General features: G+C 73.8%; 14 protein-coding genes. 6 read left to right on the plus strand and 8 right to left on the minus strand.

Translation table 11 applies throughout. The features are described from left to right. The first annotated feature begins 65 nt into the window (after positions 1-65). From CKY47_RS17750 to mptB, 3 genes are all read left to right on the plus strand, one after another. Positions 66-1,133, plus strand: a complete 1,068-nt coding sequence (locus CKY47_RS17750; RefSeq protein ID WP_306746957.1) for a polyprenyl synthetase family protein — start codon at positions 66-68, stop codon at positions 1,131-1,133. Between the two features lie 3 nt (positions 1,134-1,136). Next, a complete protein-coding gene (gene crtI / locus CKY47_RS17755) occupies positions 1,137-2,657 on the plus strand; it encodes a phytoene desaturase family protein (protein WP_306746958.1) in 1,521 nt (506 codons plus the stop codon). Positions 2,658-2,956: 299 nt separating this feature from the next. Beyond that, a complete protein-coding gene (gene mptB / locus CKY47_RS17760; protein ID WP_306746959.1) occupies positions 2,957-4,354 on the plus strand; it encodes a polyprenol phosphomannose-dependent alpha 1,6 mannosyltransferase MptB in 1,398 nt (465 codons plus the stop codon). A 94-nt stretch (positions 4,355-4,448) separates the two neighbouring features. On the opposite strand, the gene CKY47_RS17765 is transcribed toward mptB, so the two are convergent. Further along, positions 4,449-4,814, minus strand: a complete 366-nt coding sequence (locus CKY47_RS17765) for an Rv2175c family DNA-binding protein (RefSeq protein ID WP_306746960.1) — start codon at positions 4,812-4,814, stop codon at positions 4,449-4,451. 185 nt (positions 4,815-4,999) lie between these two features. Here CKY47_RS17765 and CKY47_RS17770 point away from each other — a divergent pair, with 185 nt between their 5' ends. Further along, on the plus strand, positions 5,000-7,138 hold the full coding sequence (locus tag CKY47_RS17770; RefSeq protein WP_306746961.1) for a Stk1 family PASTA domain-containing Ser/Thr kinase: 2,139 nt from the start codon (positions 5,000-5,002) through the stop codon (positions 7,136-7,138). A gap of 70 nt (positions 7,139-7,208) precedes the next feature. Here CKY47_RS17770 and CKY47_RS17775 read toward each other — a convergent pair whose 3' ends face one another. Then, positions 7,209-8,600 carry a class II 3-deoxy-7-phosphoheptulonate synthase gene (locus tag CKY47_RS17775; protein ID WP_306746962.1) on the minus strand — a complete coding sequence of 464 codons (1,392 nt, stop codon included), beginning with the start codon at positions 8,598-8,600 and terminating at the stop codon, positions 7,209-7,211. 63 nt (positions 8,601-8,663) lie between these two features. Between CKY47_RS17775 and CKY47_RS17780 the strand changes: the two genes are divergently transcribed. Further along, positions 8,664-9,680: a DUF2891 domain-containing protein gene (locus CKY47_RS17780; RefSeq protein ID WP_306746963.1), complete on the plus strand. Its 1,017-nt coding sequence runs from the start codon at positions 8,664-8,666 to the stop codon at positions 9,678-9,680. A 168-nt stretch (positions 9,681-9,848) separates the two neighbouring features. Here CKY47_RS17780 and CKY47_RS17785 read toward each other — a convergent pair whose 3' ends face one another. The 3 genes from CKY47_RS17785 to CKY47_RS17795 form a co-directional block, all read right to left on the minus strand. Then, positions 9,849-10,874 carry a 6-phosphofructokinase gene (locus CKY47_RS17785; RefSeq protein ID WP_306746964.1) on the minus strand — a complete coding sequence of 342 codons (1,026 nt, stop codon included), beginning with the start codon at positions 10,872-10,874 and terminating at the stop codon, positions 9,849-9,851. A 111-nt stretch (positions 10,875-10,985) separates the two neighbouring features. Beyond that, positions 10,986-11,498, minus strand: coding sequence for a polyadenylate-specific 3'-exoribonuclease AS (locus tag CKY47_RS17790; RefSeq protein ID WP_306746965.1), 513 nt, complete (start codon positions 11,496-11,498; stop codon positions 10,986-10,988). Positions 11,499-11,535: 37 nt separating this feature from the next. Then, positions 11,536-12,279, minus strand: a complete 744-nt coding sequence (locus CKY47_RS17795) for a lysophospholipid acyltransferase family protein (protein ID WP_306747220.1) — start codon at positions 12,277-12,279, stop codon at positions 11,536-11,538. Positions 12,280-12,475: 196 nt separating this feature from the next. On the opposite strand from CKY47_RS17795, the gene CKY47_RS17800 reads away from it, so the two are divergent. Then, positions 12,476-12,943 carry a hypothetical protein gene (locus tag CKY47_RS17800; protein WP_306746966.1) on the plus strand — a complete coding sequence of 156 codons (468 nt, stop codon included), beginning with the start codon at positions 12,476-12,478 and terminating at the stop codon, positions 12,941-12,943. A 70-nt stretch (positions 12,944-13,013) separates the two neighbouring features. On the opposite strand, the gene CKY47_RS17805 is transcribed toward CKY47_RS17800, so the two are convergent. The 3 genes from CKY47_RS17805 to CKY47_RS17815 form a co-directional block, all read right to left on the minus strand. Then, complete coding sequence (locus CKY47_RS17805) at positions 13,014-13,946, minus strand: anti-sigma factor RsbA family regulatory protein (RefSeq protein ID WP_306746967.1); 933 nt, start codon at positions 13,944-13,946, stop codon at positions 13,014-13,016. A gap of 91 nt (positions 13,947-14,037) precedes the next feature. Continuing rightward, complete coding sequence (locus CKY47_RS17810) at positions 14,038-15,009, minus strand: ROK family glucokinase (protein WP_306746968.1); 972 nt, start codon at positions 15,007-15,009, stop codon at positions 14,038-14,040. Then, entirely contained in the window at positions 15,003-15,359 is a 357-nt protein-coding gene (locus tag CKY47_RS17815; protein WP_306746969.1) for a hypothetical protein, read from the minus strand. The genes CKY47_RS17810 and CKY47_RS17815 overlap by 7 nt, the downstream gene beginning before the upstream one ends.

A 15,359-nucleotide genomic window follows, 5' to 3' on the forward strand; every position in this document is an offset into this window, starting at 1 on the left:
GGGATCAGCGGGGCGTCCACCCACCCGGTTGGGCCCCCCGAACCGGCAGAGGCGACGATAGGCGGGTGCCGCTCCACCCGCTGGACCTAGAACTGCCCAAGCACGTCGACGAGGCGTTGGCAGGTTACCTCGCCGACCGCCGGGCCCTCGGGGCCCGCATGGAGGAGAGCTTCACCGGCGCGGTCGACGCGCTGGCCGACTTCGTCCTCGGCGGCGGCAAGCGCATCCGGCCGACGTTCGCCTGGTGGGGCTGGCGCGCCGCGGGCGGCGACCCGGAGAGCCCGGAAGCGGCGGCCGTGCTCACCGCGGTCAGCTCCCTCGAACTGATCCAGGCGTGCGCCCTGGTGCACGACGACCTGATGGACGCCTCCGAGACGCGCCGCGGCATGCCGACCGTGCACGTCCGCTTCGCCGCGCAGCACCGCGCCGAGGACTGGCTCGGCGCGCCCGAGCGCTTCGGCTTGGCCGCGGCCGTGCTGATCGGCGACGTCGCGCTCGCCTGGGCCGACGACATGCTCTTCGCGGCGGGCCTGCCCACCGACGCGCTCCAGCGCCTCAGCCTGCCGTGGCGGGACATGCGCACCGAGATGCTGGCCGGCCAGTACCTCGACGTGCTCACCCAGGCCCGGGGCGACTCCTCCCCGGACGCCGCGCTGCGCATCGACCGCCTCAAGACCGCCGCCTACACCGTCGAACGCCCGCTGCACATGGGCGCGGCCATCGGCAGCGGCTCCCCCGCCCTCGTCGACGGCCTGCGCGCGTTCGGCCGGGACATCGGCGTGGCGTTCCAGCTGCGCGACGACCTGCTCGGCGTGTTCGGCGACCCGGCCGTCACCGGCAAGCCCGCGGGCGACGACCTGCGCGAGGGCAAGCGCACCCTCCTCGTCGCCCTGGGCATGCAGCGCGGCGCGGACGTGCTGCACGAGGCGCTGGGCCGCCCCGACCTGGACGCCGCCACCGTCGACGAGGCCCGCGCGCAGCTGCGCGACGTCGGCGCGGTCGACGCCGTCGAGCGGCGGATCACCGAGCTGACGGCGTCCGCGCTGAGCGCCCTGCACGCCGCGCCCGTCGCCGAACCCGCCGCCGAGCGCCTCGCCGAACTGGCGGTCAGCGCCACGAAACGGACCCGCTGAACGATGCCCCCACGCACGACGCGGACGCGCACCGTCACCGGACCCACCGACCACGTCGTCGTGGTGGGCGCGGGCCTCGCGGGGCTGTCCGCGGCCCTGCACCTGCTCGGCGCGGGCCGCCGCGTCACCGTGGTCGAGCGCGACGCCGTGCCCGGCGGCCGGGTCGGGCGGCTCGACCTCGGCGGTTACCGCTTCGACACCGGCCCCACCGTCCTGACCATGCCCGAGCTGGTCGACGAGGCCCTGCACGCGGTGGGCGACTCGCTGCGCGACCGGCTCGACCTGCTCCCCGTGGACCCGGCCTACCGGGCCAGGTTCGCCGACGGCTCCGTCCTCGACGTGCACGCCGACGCGGACGCCATGGAGGCCGAGGTGCGCAGGTTCGCCGGGCCGCGCGAGGCGCTGGGCTACCGCGACCTCCGCCGCTGGCTGACCGAGCTGTACCGGGTGGAGCGCGACGCGTTCATCGGGGCGAACTTCGACTCGCCGCTGTCCCTCCTGACCCCCCAGCTGGCCCGGCTCGCCGCGCTGCGCGGGTTCGGCCGCCTCGGCCCGTCCGTCGCCCGGTTCCTGCACGACGAGCGGCTGCGGCGCGTCTTCTCCTTCCAGTCCCTGTACGCGGGCGTGCCGCCCCGCCGCGCGCTCGCCGCCTACGCCGTGATCGCCTACATGGACACCGTCGCGGGCGTCCACCACCCGCGCGGCGGGATGCGGGCGCTGCCGGACGCCCTCGCCGCCGCGGCGACCGACGCGGGAGCGGACCTGCGGTACCAGACCCAGGTGGCGTGGCTGGAGCGGATCGGCGGCCGGGTGACCGCCGTGCGCACCACCCACGGCGAGCGCATCCCGTGCGACGCGGTCGTGCTCACCCCCGACCTGCCCGCCTCCTACCGGCTGCTCGGCCACCAGCCGCGCCGCCCGCTGCCGATCACCTGGTCCCCCTCCGCCGTCGTGCTGCACGCGGGCGTGCCGCGCACCTGGCCCGAGCTGGCCCACCACACGATCTTCTTCGGCGACGCGTGGGACCGGACGTTCGACGAGCTGACCCGCCGCGGCACGCTGATGAGCGACCCGTCGCTGCTGGTCACCGCCCCGCCCGACGAGGGCCAGGGCATGTTCGTGCTGGCCCCGGCGCCGAACCTGCGCACCGGCCCGATCGACTGGGAGCGCGTCGGCCCGGCCTACCGGGACGAACTCGTCGGCGTCCTGGAACGACGGGGCCTGACCGGGTTCGGCGACTCGATCGAGGTGGAGCAGCTCGTCACCCCGCGTGACTGGGCCGGGATGGGCCTGGCGGCCGGCACCCCGTTCTCCGCGGCGCACACGTTCGCGCAGACCGGGCCGTTCCGGCCGCGCAACCTCGTGCTCGACAACGCGGTGCTGGCGGGCTGCGGCACCACGCCGGGTGTGGGCGTGCCGCCGGTGCTGGTCTCCGGGAAGCTCGCCGCGCAGCGGATCACCGGGCAGGGCGCCGGCTGCCGCCGTCACCTCCCGCTGTCGTCCCGGGCGCACGCGCGCTCCTGACGGGCTCGCCCCGCCTCACCCGAACCGGATGAACGCCCACGTCGAATACTCCATGTGGTCACTCGCCCGGGTGAGCGCCACGTGCGAGGATCGCTCCGGGTGTTACGAGCCTGTCACCAGGTTGGACCATCACGTGCCGCTCCCTCCTGGGCTTGTGCAACGATGTTCCCGCGATGGCCGCGACCCCGTCCCCTCCCCGATCGAGCGCCGCACCTGTCGAGCCGGTGCGGTCGTCGGCTACCCAGGCGCGGGATCGACCGGACCCCGGTGGCATCCCCATCCGCACGATCCTGCTGGGTGTGGCCGGCGTCATGCTGGTCGCGCTGGGCGGGACCGGCGCGGGCGCGATCCTCAAGCGCGACCCGCTGCTCGCCGACACCTCGCTGAGCTGGATCAGGTACGGCCACGGCCACGACCTGGCCACCGCCGTCCTCTACATCGGTCTCGGCATGGTGATCTGGTCGTGGATCAGGCTCGGCCGGATGGTCCGCAACGGGCACGTGGGCAGCGCCGCCGTGCTCACCGCGATCGTCGCCTGGACCCTGCCGCTCCTGTTCGCGCCACCGCTGTTCAGCAAGGACATCTACAGCTACCTCGCCCAGGGGCAGATCGCGCTCAACGGCCTGGACCCGTACTCGGTCGGCCCGGCGGTGCTCCAGAGCCCGCTGTCGGACAACGTGAGCTGGGTGTGGCAGAACACGCCCGCGCCCTACGGGCCGCTGTTCCTGATGCTCGCCGAGGGCGTCGTCTGGTCCACCGGCGCGAGCGTGATCGGCGGTGTCGTCGTCATGCGGTTCGTGCTGGCGTGCGGCCTGTTCCTGCTCTGCTGGGCGCTGCCGGGCCTGACCCGGCACCTCGGCGGCCGGCCCGCCACCGCGCTGTGGGTGGCCGCGGCGAACCCGCTGATGCTCGTGCACCTCATCGGCGGGGCCCACAACGACCTGCTCATGGTGGGCCTGCTGGCCGCCGGCGTGCTGCTGGTGCTCGACCGCAGGCACGTCCTGGGGCTGGCCGTGGTGACGCTCGCGTTCGCGGTGAAGGCCACGGCCGCGGTCGCCCTGCCGTTCCTCATCCTCGTCTGGGCGCGGCGGCTGCACGGGTCGCGCACGGCCCAGCTCGGCAAGGCCATCGCGGGCGGCGTGGCCGTGTTCGTCGCCGTGTTCGCCGCCACCACCCTGGTCTCGGGGCTGGACCTCGGCTGGATACCCGCGCTCAGCTCGTCGTCCACGATCGTGAACTGGCTGTCGCTGCCCAGCGCGGTCGGCGACTTCGCGCACACCGTGGTCGACTCGTTCGTCCGGGTCGAACCGGGCTGGTTCATGACGATCGCGCGCGGCCTCGGGTCGCTGCTGCTCGTCTACATCGCGTGGCGGCAGTGGTGGGCGGCGCAGGACGGCGGCCCCGACGCGGTGCGGCGGGCCGCGATCACCATGCTGGCCGTCGCGCTGCTGTCCCCCGCCACGCTGCCCTGGTACTTCAGCTGGCCGCTGGTGATGGCGGCGGCGTTCCACTGGTCCGGGACGGCCCTGAAGGCCGGCGCGTTCTTCTCCGTGTGGATGCTGCTGGTCACCTACCCCAACGGCGACACGGCGCTGTACTCGTGGGGCTACCTGGCCTGCACCGCGCTGGTGTCGGCGCTCGCGTGCGCCTCGCTGACCAGGCCCGACCCGCTGAAGCTGTCGAGCCGGTACACGTGACCGGGCGGGGGTGAGCGCCGGAGCGCGCCGTCCGGGCGCCCCGGGGTGGGGCCGCCCGGACGACGATCGGCCCGGTCGACGGGGAGGAGCGTTCCTAGAAGCCCATCGCCTGGGCGCGCCGCTTCACCTCACGGCCGCGGTCGCCGCGCAACGCCTCGATGGGCGTGCCCGGCAGGGTCTCGTCCTCGGTGAACAGCCACCGGAGGATCTCTTCGGTCGAGTAGCCGGAGTCCCGCAGCACCGTGATGGTGCCGGGCAGCCCCTTCACCACGCCCCCGGCGGCGAGGAAGTCGGCGGGGACGACGAGGACGCCGTTCCGGCGCTCCGCGAGGAGTTGACCGTCGCGCAGCAGCTGGTGGACACGGTTGATCGGCAGGCCAAGGCGCTCGCCGACCTCGGGGAGGTCGAGGACCTCGAGGTCGGGAGCCAGCACATCCGCAGCGGCAGGAATCGCACTCACGTGCGTCACGATGCCACAACGCCGGGAGCAACGCCCTGCGCCAACCGGGTGGTGGGGGTGCACCTGCGGGTCACCTCGCGGACACCCCCTGTTTGGTGCGACTTTGACGCGGACCCCACACGCGCGCGTGCGACGATCCAGCGCACAGCTCCGATCGGCACCACCCCACCGTACGATCCACGGCTGTGGAAAGGTCGGCGACGAACGTGATCGGCGGGCTGCTCGAACAACGCTACCGGGTCGGTGCCCTGGTGGCCCGAGGCGGCATGTCCTCCGTGTACCGCGGTGTGGACACCCGCCTGGAGCGCGCCGTGGCCATCAAGGTCATGGACCCGAGGTTCTCCGCGGACCCGCAGTTCGTCGCGCGGTTCGAGCGCGAGGCGCGTGCCGCGGCGAAGCTGCACCACCCCGGTGTCGTGCAGGTGCACGACCAGGGCGTGGACGAGGACCGGGTCTTCCTGGTGATGGAGCTGGTCGAGGGCGGCACGCTGCGCGACCTGCTCAACGAGCGCCGCACGCTCGACGTGCCGCTGGCGCTGACCGTGCTGGAGAAGGTGCTCTCGCCGCTGGCCGCGGCCCACCGCGCCGACCTCGTGCACCGCGACGTGAAGCCGGAGAACGTGCTGGTCGGGCGCGGCGGCGCGGTGAAGGTCGCCGACTTCGGCCTGGTGCGGGCGGTGTCCACGGCGGGCGTGACGAGCGACTCGGTGATCCTCGGCACGGTCGCCTACCTCTCGCCCGAGCAGGTCACCACCGGCAACACGGACGCCCGCAGCGACGTGTACTCGGCCGGCGTGCTGCTGTACGAGATGCTGACCGGCGCGCCGCCGTACGTGGGCGACAACGCGATCTCCGTGGCGTACCGGCACGTGAACGACGAGGTGCCCCCGGTGCCGGGCGTGCCGGCCGAGGTGGCGGAGCTGGTGCGCCGGGCCACCCGCAAGGAGCCGTTCCTGCGCCCCGCGAACGCCGAGTCGTTCCTGGCCGAGGTGGAGGCCGTGCGCGCCCGGCTCGGCATGGTGAGCGCCGACGTGCCGGTGCCCGCCGCGGCTTCCCCCGCCGACCCCGCCGCCGAGGCCGAGCCCTCCGCGGACGGGCGGACCGTCCTGCACCCGATCACTCCCCAGCCGACGGCCTTCGTCGACCCGGGCACCCGGCAGATCCCCGCGCCCGGCCCCACCGAGCAGACCGTGCGCGTGCAGCCGGTGCGGGTCGGCGCCGCGGTGGGCACGGCGTTCGCCGACCCGACGGTGCCCGTGCACCGGCCCAACCCGCTCGTCACGCCGGTCACCGGCCCGCAGGGCACCCGGGCGATCCCGCGCGGCGCGTTCCAGCCCGTGCCGCCCGTCGAGGCGCCCCGGACGGCCCCCAGGCCGAGGCCGCGCCCCCGGCGTGCGCCGAAGAAGAAGACGCCCGAGCAGCTCCAGGCGGAGCTGCAGGCGCGCGGCAAGCGCCAGCTCATCACCGTGATCAGCGTCGTCGCGGTCGCCACCCTCCTCGTGGGCGTCACCACCTGGTGGTTCACGATCGGCCGGGTCACCAACGTGCCCGAGCTGGTCGGCCAGCGGGAGGACACCGCCATCGCGCTGATCACCGCCGCCTCGCTCAAGCACACCGTGCGCCGGGAGAACAGCGACACGGTGCCCGCGGGCGAGGTGATCAGCGTCGACCCGCCGGCGGGCACCGAGACCACGCAGGGCGAGCTGGTGCGGGTCGTGGTGTCCGCGGGCAAGCCCGTGGTGCCGCAGGTCCAGTCCGGTGTCGAGGTGGCGGCGGCCGAGCAGGAGATCAGGTCCGTCGGGCTGCAACCGAAGGTCGACCCCGCCAAGGAGGCGTTCAGCGACCGCGTGCCCAAGGGCAAGGTCGTGACGCTCGACCCGGGCCCCGGCACGCCGGTGCCGATCGGCTCGACCGTGTCGATCGTGCTCAGCAAGGGTCCCCAGCCGAAGCCCGTGCCGAGCGTCACCGGCAAGTCGAAGGACGAGGCGTTCGGCGAGCTGTCCGCGGCCGGGTTCGACCCGGTGGAGGGACCCGCCGAGTTCTCCGAGTCCGTCGACGCGGGCAAGGTCGTGCGCACCGACCCGGGCGCGGGCTCGAACGTGTCGGGCACCGACCGGCGGGTGACCGTGTTCCTGTCGAACGCGGTGACCGTGCCGCAGGTCGAGGGCAAGCGGGTCAAGGAGGCCAAGGAGGAGCTGGAGAAGGCCGGCCTCAGGGTGGACGTGCAGTTCAACGGCCGTGACCGGGCCAAGGTCGTCAACCAGTCCGTGCGCGCCGGTCAGCGCGTGCCCAAGGACACCGAGATCACCCTGATCGCGCTCTAGCCGGCCCCGGTACGCGGAGCGGCCCCCGACCTCGTGAGGTCGGGGGCCGCTCCGCGTACCGGGGCCGGGATCAGCTGCGCAGCATCTCCGCGACGAGGAACGCCAGCTCCAGCGACTGCTGGGTGTTCAGGCGGGGGTCGCACGCGGTCTCGTAGCGACCCGCGAGGTCCAGGTCGGAGATCTCCTGCGCGCCGCCGAGGCACTCGGTGACGTCCTCGCCGGTCAGCTCGATGTGGATGCCGCCGGGGTGCGTGCCGAGGCGGCGGTGCACCTCGAAGAAGCCCTGGACCTCGTCGACGATCCGGTCGAAGTGCCGGGTCTTGTAGCCGGTGGACGACTCGTGCGTGTTGCCGTGCATCGGGTCGCACTGCCAGATGACCTGGTGCCCGGACGCGGTGACCTTCTCGACGATGGGCGGCAGCACGTCGCGCACCTTGCCGTTGCCCATGCGGCTGATCAGCGTGAGCCGGCCCGCCTGGTTGTGCGGGTCGAGGCGCTCGACGTACTCGACGGCCATCTCCGGCGTCGTCGTCGGGCCGATCTTCAGGCCGATCGGGTTGGACAGCAGCTCGGCGAACGCGATGTGCGCGCCGTCCAGCTGCCGGGTCCGCTCGCCGATCCACAGGAAGTGCGCCGACAGGTCGTACAGCCTCGGCTGCCGCTCGTCGGTCGCGTCCAGGCGCAGCAGCGCCCGCTCGTAGTCGAGCAGCAGGGCCTCGTGCGAGGCGAAGATCTCGGTGGTGTGCAGCGACGTGTCGCTCACGCCGCACGCCGACATGAACCGCAGGCCCCGGTCGATCTCGCCGGCCAGCGCCTCGTACCGCTCGCCCGCCGGCGAGGTGCGCACGAAGTCCTTGTTCCAGTCGTGCAGGCGGTGCAGGTCGGCCATGCCCGCGCTGGTCATGGCGCGCAGCAGGTTCATCGCCGCGGCCGCGTTGGCGTAGGCGCGGATCATGCGACCCGGGTCCGGCACGCGCGCCTCGGGCGTCGGGACCAGCGAGTTCACGATGTCGCCGCGGTAGGACGGCAGGCCGAGCGCGTCGATGCCCGACGAGCGCGGCTTGGCGTACTGGCCCGCGATGCGGCCGATCTTCACCACCGGCAGGCTCGCGCCGTAGGTGAGCACGACGGCCATCTGGAGCAGGGTCCGGATGTTCGCGCGGATGTGCGGCTCGGTGTTGTCCGCGAACGTCTCCGCGCAGTCGCCGCCCTGCAGCAGGAACGCCTCGCCGCGGGCGACCTCGGCGAGGTTGTCGCGCAGCCGGTCGATCTCGGCGGGCACGGTGATGGGCGGCACGCTCTCCAGCACGGCGCGCACGCGGCGCACCTGCTCCGCGTCCGGCCACTCCGGCTGCTGCGCGGCCGGGCGGACCAGCGCGTCGTCGAGCCGGTCGCGAAGCTCGGGCGGGAGGGGCGGAAGCTCGGGAAGCGTGTCCACGGGCACGTCCACGGTCCAGTTCACACGTTAAAGATAGCCGTCCACATGGAGAGACGGACCCGGGTCCGGCTGTGCATGATGTGGCCCATGCCCGAGACCCGATTGGATGACGACACGGCGGCGCGCCTGCTGGCGACCGCGGTGGAGAACGTGCGCCGGGACCACCCCGTGCACTGGAGCCACATCGTCTCCTCCGACGCCGACCTGGTCCCGCAGCGGGTGCTGCACCCGATCTTCGCCGGGTCGTTCGACTGGCACTCGTGCGTGCACCAGACCTGGTTGGCGGTCCGGCTGCTGCGGGTGCGCCCCTCCGTCGCGGGTGCCGACGAGGCGCGCCGGACGCTCGACGGGCTGATCACCCGGGCCAACGCCGAGGTCGAGGCGGCGTTCTTCGACGGGCCGGGCGGCGGGTTCTGGGAGCGGCCCTACGGGTGGGCGTGGCTGCTGGTGCTGGACGCGGAGCTGCGCACGTGGGGCTCGCCGTGGGCGGGTGGGCTGGCGCCGTTGAGCGCGGTGCTGCGTGACCGTTATCTCGTGAAGGTGGCCGGGTCGCGGCTGCCGGTGCGGACCGGGACGCACGGCAACACCGCGTTCGCGACGGGGCTCGTGCTCGACGCGGCGCGCGCGGTGGGCGACTCGGAGCTGGCGGCGGCGTGCGCGGGGGCGGCGCTGCGCTGGCACCGCGAGGACGCCGGGTACGGCGGGTTCGAGCCGGACGCGTCCGACTTCCTGTCCCCGGCGCTGACCGAGGCCGACCTGATGCGGCGCGTGCTGCCGGCCGACGAGTTCACCGCGTGGTTCGAGGCGTTCCTGCCGGACCTGGAGGAGGCGCGCTGGAAGGTGCTGCGCGAACCCGTGCCGGTGGACGACCCGGGCGACCCGCACGGCTCCCACCTGGTCGGCCTGGCCCTGTCCCGCGCCTGGCAGTGGCGTGCCGTGGCCGAGGCCCTGCCGCCCGCCCACCGCTACGCCGACCTGGCCCGCACCGCCGCGGCCGAGCACCGCGCCGCCGGCCTCCGCCACGTCTTCGGCCACGGCTACTACGCCGAGCACTGGCTGGGCACGTTCGCCGCCTACCTGCACCTGAACGCCTTCGCCCCCTGACCCGGACTTACGACACGCGGGCCCTGAACGCACGACACGCGGGTCCCGGACCTACGACACGCGCGTGTCGTAGGTCCGGGACCCGCGTGTCGTGCGTTGGGGGCCCGCGTGTCGTGCGTCCAGGCCCCCGGACCTGGTGTTCGGGGGCCTGGACGGGGAGGCGTGGGTTCAGCCGAAGAAGACTTCGGCTTCCTGGTAGCGCTCCAGCGGGACGGTCTTCAGCTCGGCGGTGGCCTCGGCGAGCTTGACGCGGACGATGTCCGTGCCCTTCAGCGCGACCATGACGCCGAAGTCGCCCTCGGCGACGGCGTCCACGGCGTGCAGGCCGAACCGGGTGGCGAGCACGCGGTCGTACGCGGTGGGGACGCCGCCGCGCTGCACGTGGCCCAGCACGACCGCGCGGGACTCCTTGCCGGTGCGCGCGGCGATCTCGTCGGCCAGCCAGGTGCCGACGCCGCCCAGCCGCACGTGGCCGAACGCGTCCTTCTCACCCGAGTGCAGCACCTCGGCGCCGCCCTGCGGGATCGCGCCCTCGGCGACGACGATGATCGGGGCGTACTGGCGCTCGAAGCGGCGCTCCACCCACTCGATGACCTGGTCGACGTTGAACTCGCGCTCGGGCACGAGGATCACGTTCGCGCCGCCGGCGAGGCCGGAGTGCAGCGCGATCCAGCCGGCGTGGCGGCCCATGACCTCGACGACCAGGGCGCGGTGGTGGGACTCGGCCGTGGTGCGGAGCCGGTCGATCGCCTCGGTCGCGATGTGCACGGCGGTGTCGAAGCCGAACGTGTAGTCGGTCGCACCCAGGTCGTTGTCGATGGTCTTCGGCACGCCCACGACGCCGATGCCGTCGTCGGTCAGGCGCTTGGCGACACCCAGGGTGTCCTCGCCGCCGATGGCGATCAGGGCGTCGACGCCGTTCTCCTTGAGCACCTCGCGGATGCGGTCGACACCACCCTCGACCTTGTACGGGTTGGTGCGCGACGAACCGAGGATCGTGCCACCCCGGGTCAGGATGTCCTCGACGTCGGCGAGCCCGATCGGCTTGGTCAGGTTCTCGATCGGCCCCTGCCACCCGTTGCGGAAGCCCACGATGTCCCAGCCGTGGGCTTCGATGCCCTTGCGGACCACACCGCGGATGACCGCGTTCAGGCCGGGACAGTCGCCACCGCCGGTGAGCACACCAATACGCATTTGCTTAGCCAATCTCTCTCGTGGCGCGGGTCACCCAAGCGTGACACGTGCTGGATCGGTGCAGCAAGGCAGGGTCCACCCACCGGACGTGACGAACGGGGGAACGCCGCGTCAACGCTGGGAGAACCCGCGGCGCAGGCGCTCCAGCTCGATCACCTTCCACCGCGCCAGGTTGTGCCGCGCGTCGGCCAACGCGTCGTGCGCGTCGGCGGGCGGCTGGGGCAGTCGCGGCTTGCCCACGTCCTCCCAGCGCTGCCGCAGGTCGCGGGTGAAGCGCGGCAGGGAGCGCGGCAGCGCGGGCATCGGGCCCCACAGCTGCGCCAGCGCCACGTGGTCGTAGGCCGCGAACCACGCCCACAGCTCGATGTCGTCCCGGTTGGCCTTGGCGCCGCCGAGGAACTCCAGGAGGTCGTTCCTGATCCGCTCCCGGCTGCGCCACGCCTGGCTGGAGGGCGGCGGCAGCTGGTTCAGCACGTTCGCCCGCACCCAGGGCCCGGCCTTCGCCGGGTCGAACTCGGTGGACACGGCGTAGAACTCGCGGCCTTCCTCGTCGACCACCCCGATGGAGACGAGGTCGATGGTGACCCCGTCCTCGATGAACTCACAGTCGTAGAAGAACCGCACGCGCACACCCTAGGGGTGCGGTTCGCCGGGGTGCTGGTCAGCCCGCCTTCGTCTCGGGCAGCCGGTCGGGCGGCGCGGGCTTGTCGGCGGCCTTCCCGTCGGAGCCGGGCGCCTCCTTGGCCTTGGCCGCGTAGACGTCCACGTACTCCTGCCCGGACAGCTCCATCAGGGCGTACATGATCTCGTCCGTGATGGACCGCAGCACGAACCGGTCGCCGGACAGCCCCTCGTAGCGGGAGAAGTCCAGCGGCTTGCCGATCTTGATCCGGATCGGGTACGGCTTCCACATCTTCGAGCCGATGGGGTTGGCCTTGTCCGTGCCGAACATCGCGATCGGGATGACCGGCGCGCCGGACTCCAGGGCGATCCACGCGACGCCGACCTTGCCCTTGTAGAGCCGGCCGTCCGGCGAGCGGGTGCCCTCGGGGTAGATGCCGAGCAGCTTGCCCTCGCGCACGATCCGCACGCCGGTGTCCAGGGCCCCCTGGGCCGCCGAGGCGCTCGACCGGTCGATCGGCACCTGGCCGACGCCGGAGAAGAACCAGCGCTGGAAGGCGCCCTTGAGGCCCTTGCCGGTGAAGTACTCGATCTTGGCCGGGAAGGTGACCCGGCGCGACAGCTTGAGCGGGAGGAAGAACGAGTCGGAGACCGCGAGGTGGTTGCTCGCGAGGATGGCTCCGCCCTCCTTGGGGATGTTCTCCGCGCCCTCGATGATCCGGGGTCGGAAGAACAGCTTCAGGAGCGGCCCGAGAAAGATGTGTTTCATCAACCAGTACAGCACCGCTGGGAGCGCCTCCTCGACGTGCTTGATCCCCACGCCAGCCTACGGAGCCGACACCACAGGGCACAACGAAGACCCGTGTGGAAGGGGTACGGTCCGTTGATCGGCCACTTGGCGCGATCCGCGACACACCGCGCCGTGGGACGATGGGACCTGGTACCCGCCTGTGAAGGGCCCGGAGGGCTGGAGCACGCCGATGAACTCCCGACGCGACCCGACCGACGGCCCCGAGGACGTGGACGCGACCTTCGCCGAGATCGTGGCGGGGTTGGAACGCGAGGGCGTGGGCAAGCGCGCCTGGTCCGACGACGAGGTGGACGACACCGAAGCGGAGGACGAGGCCGAGCCGGCGAAGCCGACGCGCCCCGAGGGCGGGCCCGCGGTGGCCACCGCCGAGGACGACCCCGAGGACGACCCGGACGACCACTACGTGCCGCCGGAGCCGCCGCCGCTGCCCGTGCTGCGGCCGGGGACGATCGCGGCGCTGGTGCTGATCCTGCTGGGCGTGGTGCTGCTGGTCGCACCGGGCCTGTTCGGGTTGACCGGCGCGATCGGGACGCCGTTGGCGCTGGTCGTGATGTGCTCGGGCGCGGGGTGGCTGGTGCTGCGGATGCGCAACGGGCCGCCGCCGGACTCCGGCTGGGACGACGGGGCGGTGCTCTGACCGGCGGCGGCACCACGACCGACGGCACCCCGACCGACGACACCCTGGCCGGCGGCAGCGCCTCGGGCCGTCAGGAACCGACGGTCAGGCGGATCGTGTAGCCCTCGTCGTCGCGCGCCAGCGCCACGTCGCCGCACGTGCGGTGGGTGAGCCACAGGCCGATGCCCGCGCTCGTGGTGTCCGTGGTGGGCACCAGGCCGGCCAGCGGCGACGACGGGCCCGTGCCGCGGTCGGTCACCGCGACGACCAGGCGCGCGCGGCCCGACCAGGCGCGCACGGACACCGGCGGCTTGCCGTGGCACAGCGCGTTGGTCACGGCCTCGCTGGTCGCGTACACGATGTCGTCGCGCTCGTCCCCGGTCAGCCCGGTCGTCGAGGCCGCGGCGGTCACCGCGCGCCTGGCCTCGGCCGGCGACGGGTCGGTCAGCGCCACGGTGGGCGGCACGGCCTGGAGCGGGTCGGGGGCGACGTCGGACCACGTCCACGACGCCGAGTACTCGGGGTTGGCGGCGTGCCCGCCGTCCGCGCCCGTCACGTGCGGGTGGGTGCGCAGCACGTCCACCAGCACGCCCGCCGGGGTCGTGCGCAGGTCGTAGGGGCACAGGCCCCACAGCGGGAACTCGGCGAAGACCTGGTTCACCGCCGCCTCGTAGCGCGCCCACCAGTCCCACGACGCACCGGTGCCGGGGTGGGGAACGTCACCCACCACGCGGATCTGGGGCGCGCCCGCGTACTCGGTGAACAGCTTGCGGTAGGCGATGATCGCCTCGGTCGGGCGGTCGTACTGCTCGGTGTGCGGCACGAACACGACGCCCGACGGGTCGGACACCGCCTCGCGCAGCAGGCGCTCGTTGGCCGCGCCGCACGCCACCAGCACCGGTTCGCCGTGCGCGACGCCCTCGTCGAGGAAGGGGACGACGAGATCGCGGAAGCCGGCGTCGCTGCCGTAGAACGCCGTTTCGTGGAAGTAGCCCGCGTGCCCGCTCGGCGCGCCGGTCCTCATGCCGACCCCGACACGTCGGGCGATGACACCGGCCCACAGCCCGGGACACCGCTGGTGCGCATGACGCGACTGTACGCGGAACGCCCGCGGCTCAGCGGGTCCGACCGTTGCGCGCGGTGCGGTCGGCCACGTCCCGGGCCAGCGTCGCCACGCCCACGATGCCCGCGTCGTCGCCGAGCTGCGCGGGCCGGATGCGGGCCAGCGGGCGGTGCCCGGCGCCGGTCACCACGGTCGCGTAGTGGTCGCGGGCGTCGTCGAGGAACAGCGGCGCGGACTCCGACACCCCGCCGCCGATCACCACGACCTCCGGGTCGTACACGTCCGCGACCAGGGCCAGGCCCTCGCCGAGCCAGCGGGCCAGGTCGGCCACGGCGCGCAGCGCGAGCGGGTCGCCGTCGCGGGCGGCGGCGGCGACGCGCCGGCCGGTGACCGCGCGGGAGTCGCCCAACGCCTCGCGGGTGAGCAGGGTCGACGCGCCGGGGTGGCGGGCCAGCAGTTCGACCGCGGTGGTGCTCAGCGCCGTGCCGCTGCAGTAGCGCTCCCAGCAGCCGCTCTTGCCGCACGGGCAGGGCCGGCCGCCGGGCACGAGCCGCAGGTGGCCGAGTTCCGGCGCCACGCCGTGCGCGCCGCGGAACACCTCGCCGTCGACGAGCAGCGCGCCGCCGATGCCGGTGCCGATGGCCACCAGCGCGGCCACGCGGGCGCCGCGGGCCGCGCCGAACCGGTGCTCGGCGAGCGCGGCGGCGTTCGCGTCGTGCTCCAGGACGACGGGCATGCCGACGCGGCGGGCGATGCGGTCCGCCACCGGCGCCTGCCGCCACGCCAGGTGCGGTGCGAACCGCACCGTGCGGCGGTCGGAGGCGACGAACCCGGCCACGGCCAGGCCCACCGCCGTCACCCGGTGCCGCGAGGCGACCTCGGCGACGGTCGCGCCGATGGCCTCCTCCAGGGCTTCCTCACCGCTGGGGGTCGCCGCGCGCGCCGTGTCGAGGACCGCGCCGTCGCCGTCGACCACGCCGGCGCGGACGCTCGTCCCGCCGACGTCGACGCCGACGGTCAGCACTGCTGTCCCCGCGCGCGGCGGACCACCGGGATGTGCTGCACGCGCGGCTTCTCCGGGCGCGCCCCCTCCTCCGCGGGAGGGGCGGCCCGCTCGGGCTCGGCGAGCGCGGCGCGCAGCACGGCGATGAGGCCGGCCAGGTGCTCGGCGGCCTTGGAGGCCAGCTCGGAGCGGTCGCCGCGGGCCAGTGCCACGGCGTTGCACACGGGGCACCAGCCGCAGGTGCGCGCGTCGTGCCCGCCGTCACCGGACCGGTCCGCGTCCTGCTGGGCGATCCGGTGCAGCCACGGCTGGGCTCTCTCGGCGGCGGCGTCGAGCAGCAGGCGCAGTTCCTCGGCGAGCTTGGCGTCCAC

It is taken from the genome of Saccharothrix longispora (assembly GCF_030852425.1).
In the GTDB taxonomy this organism is placed as follows: Bacteria; Actinomycetota; Actinomycetes; order Mycobacteriales; family Pseudonocardiaceae; genus Actinosynnema; species Actinosynnema longispora.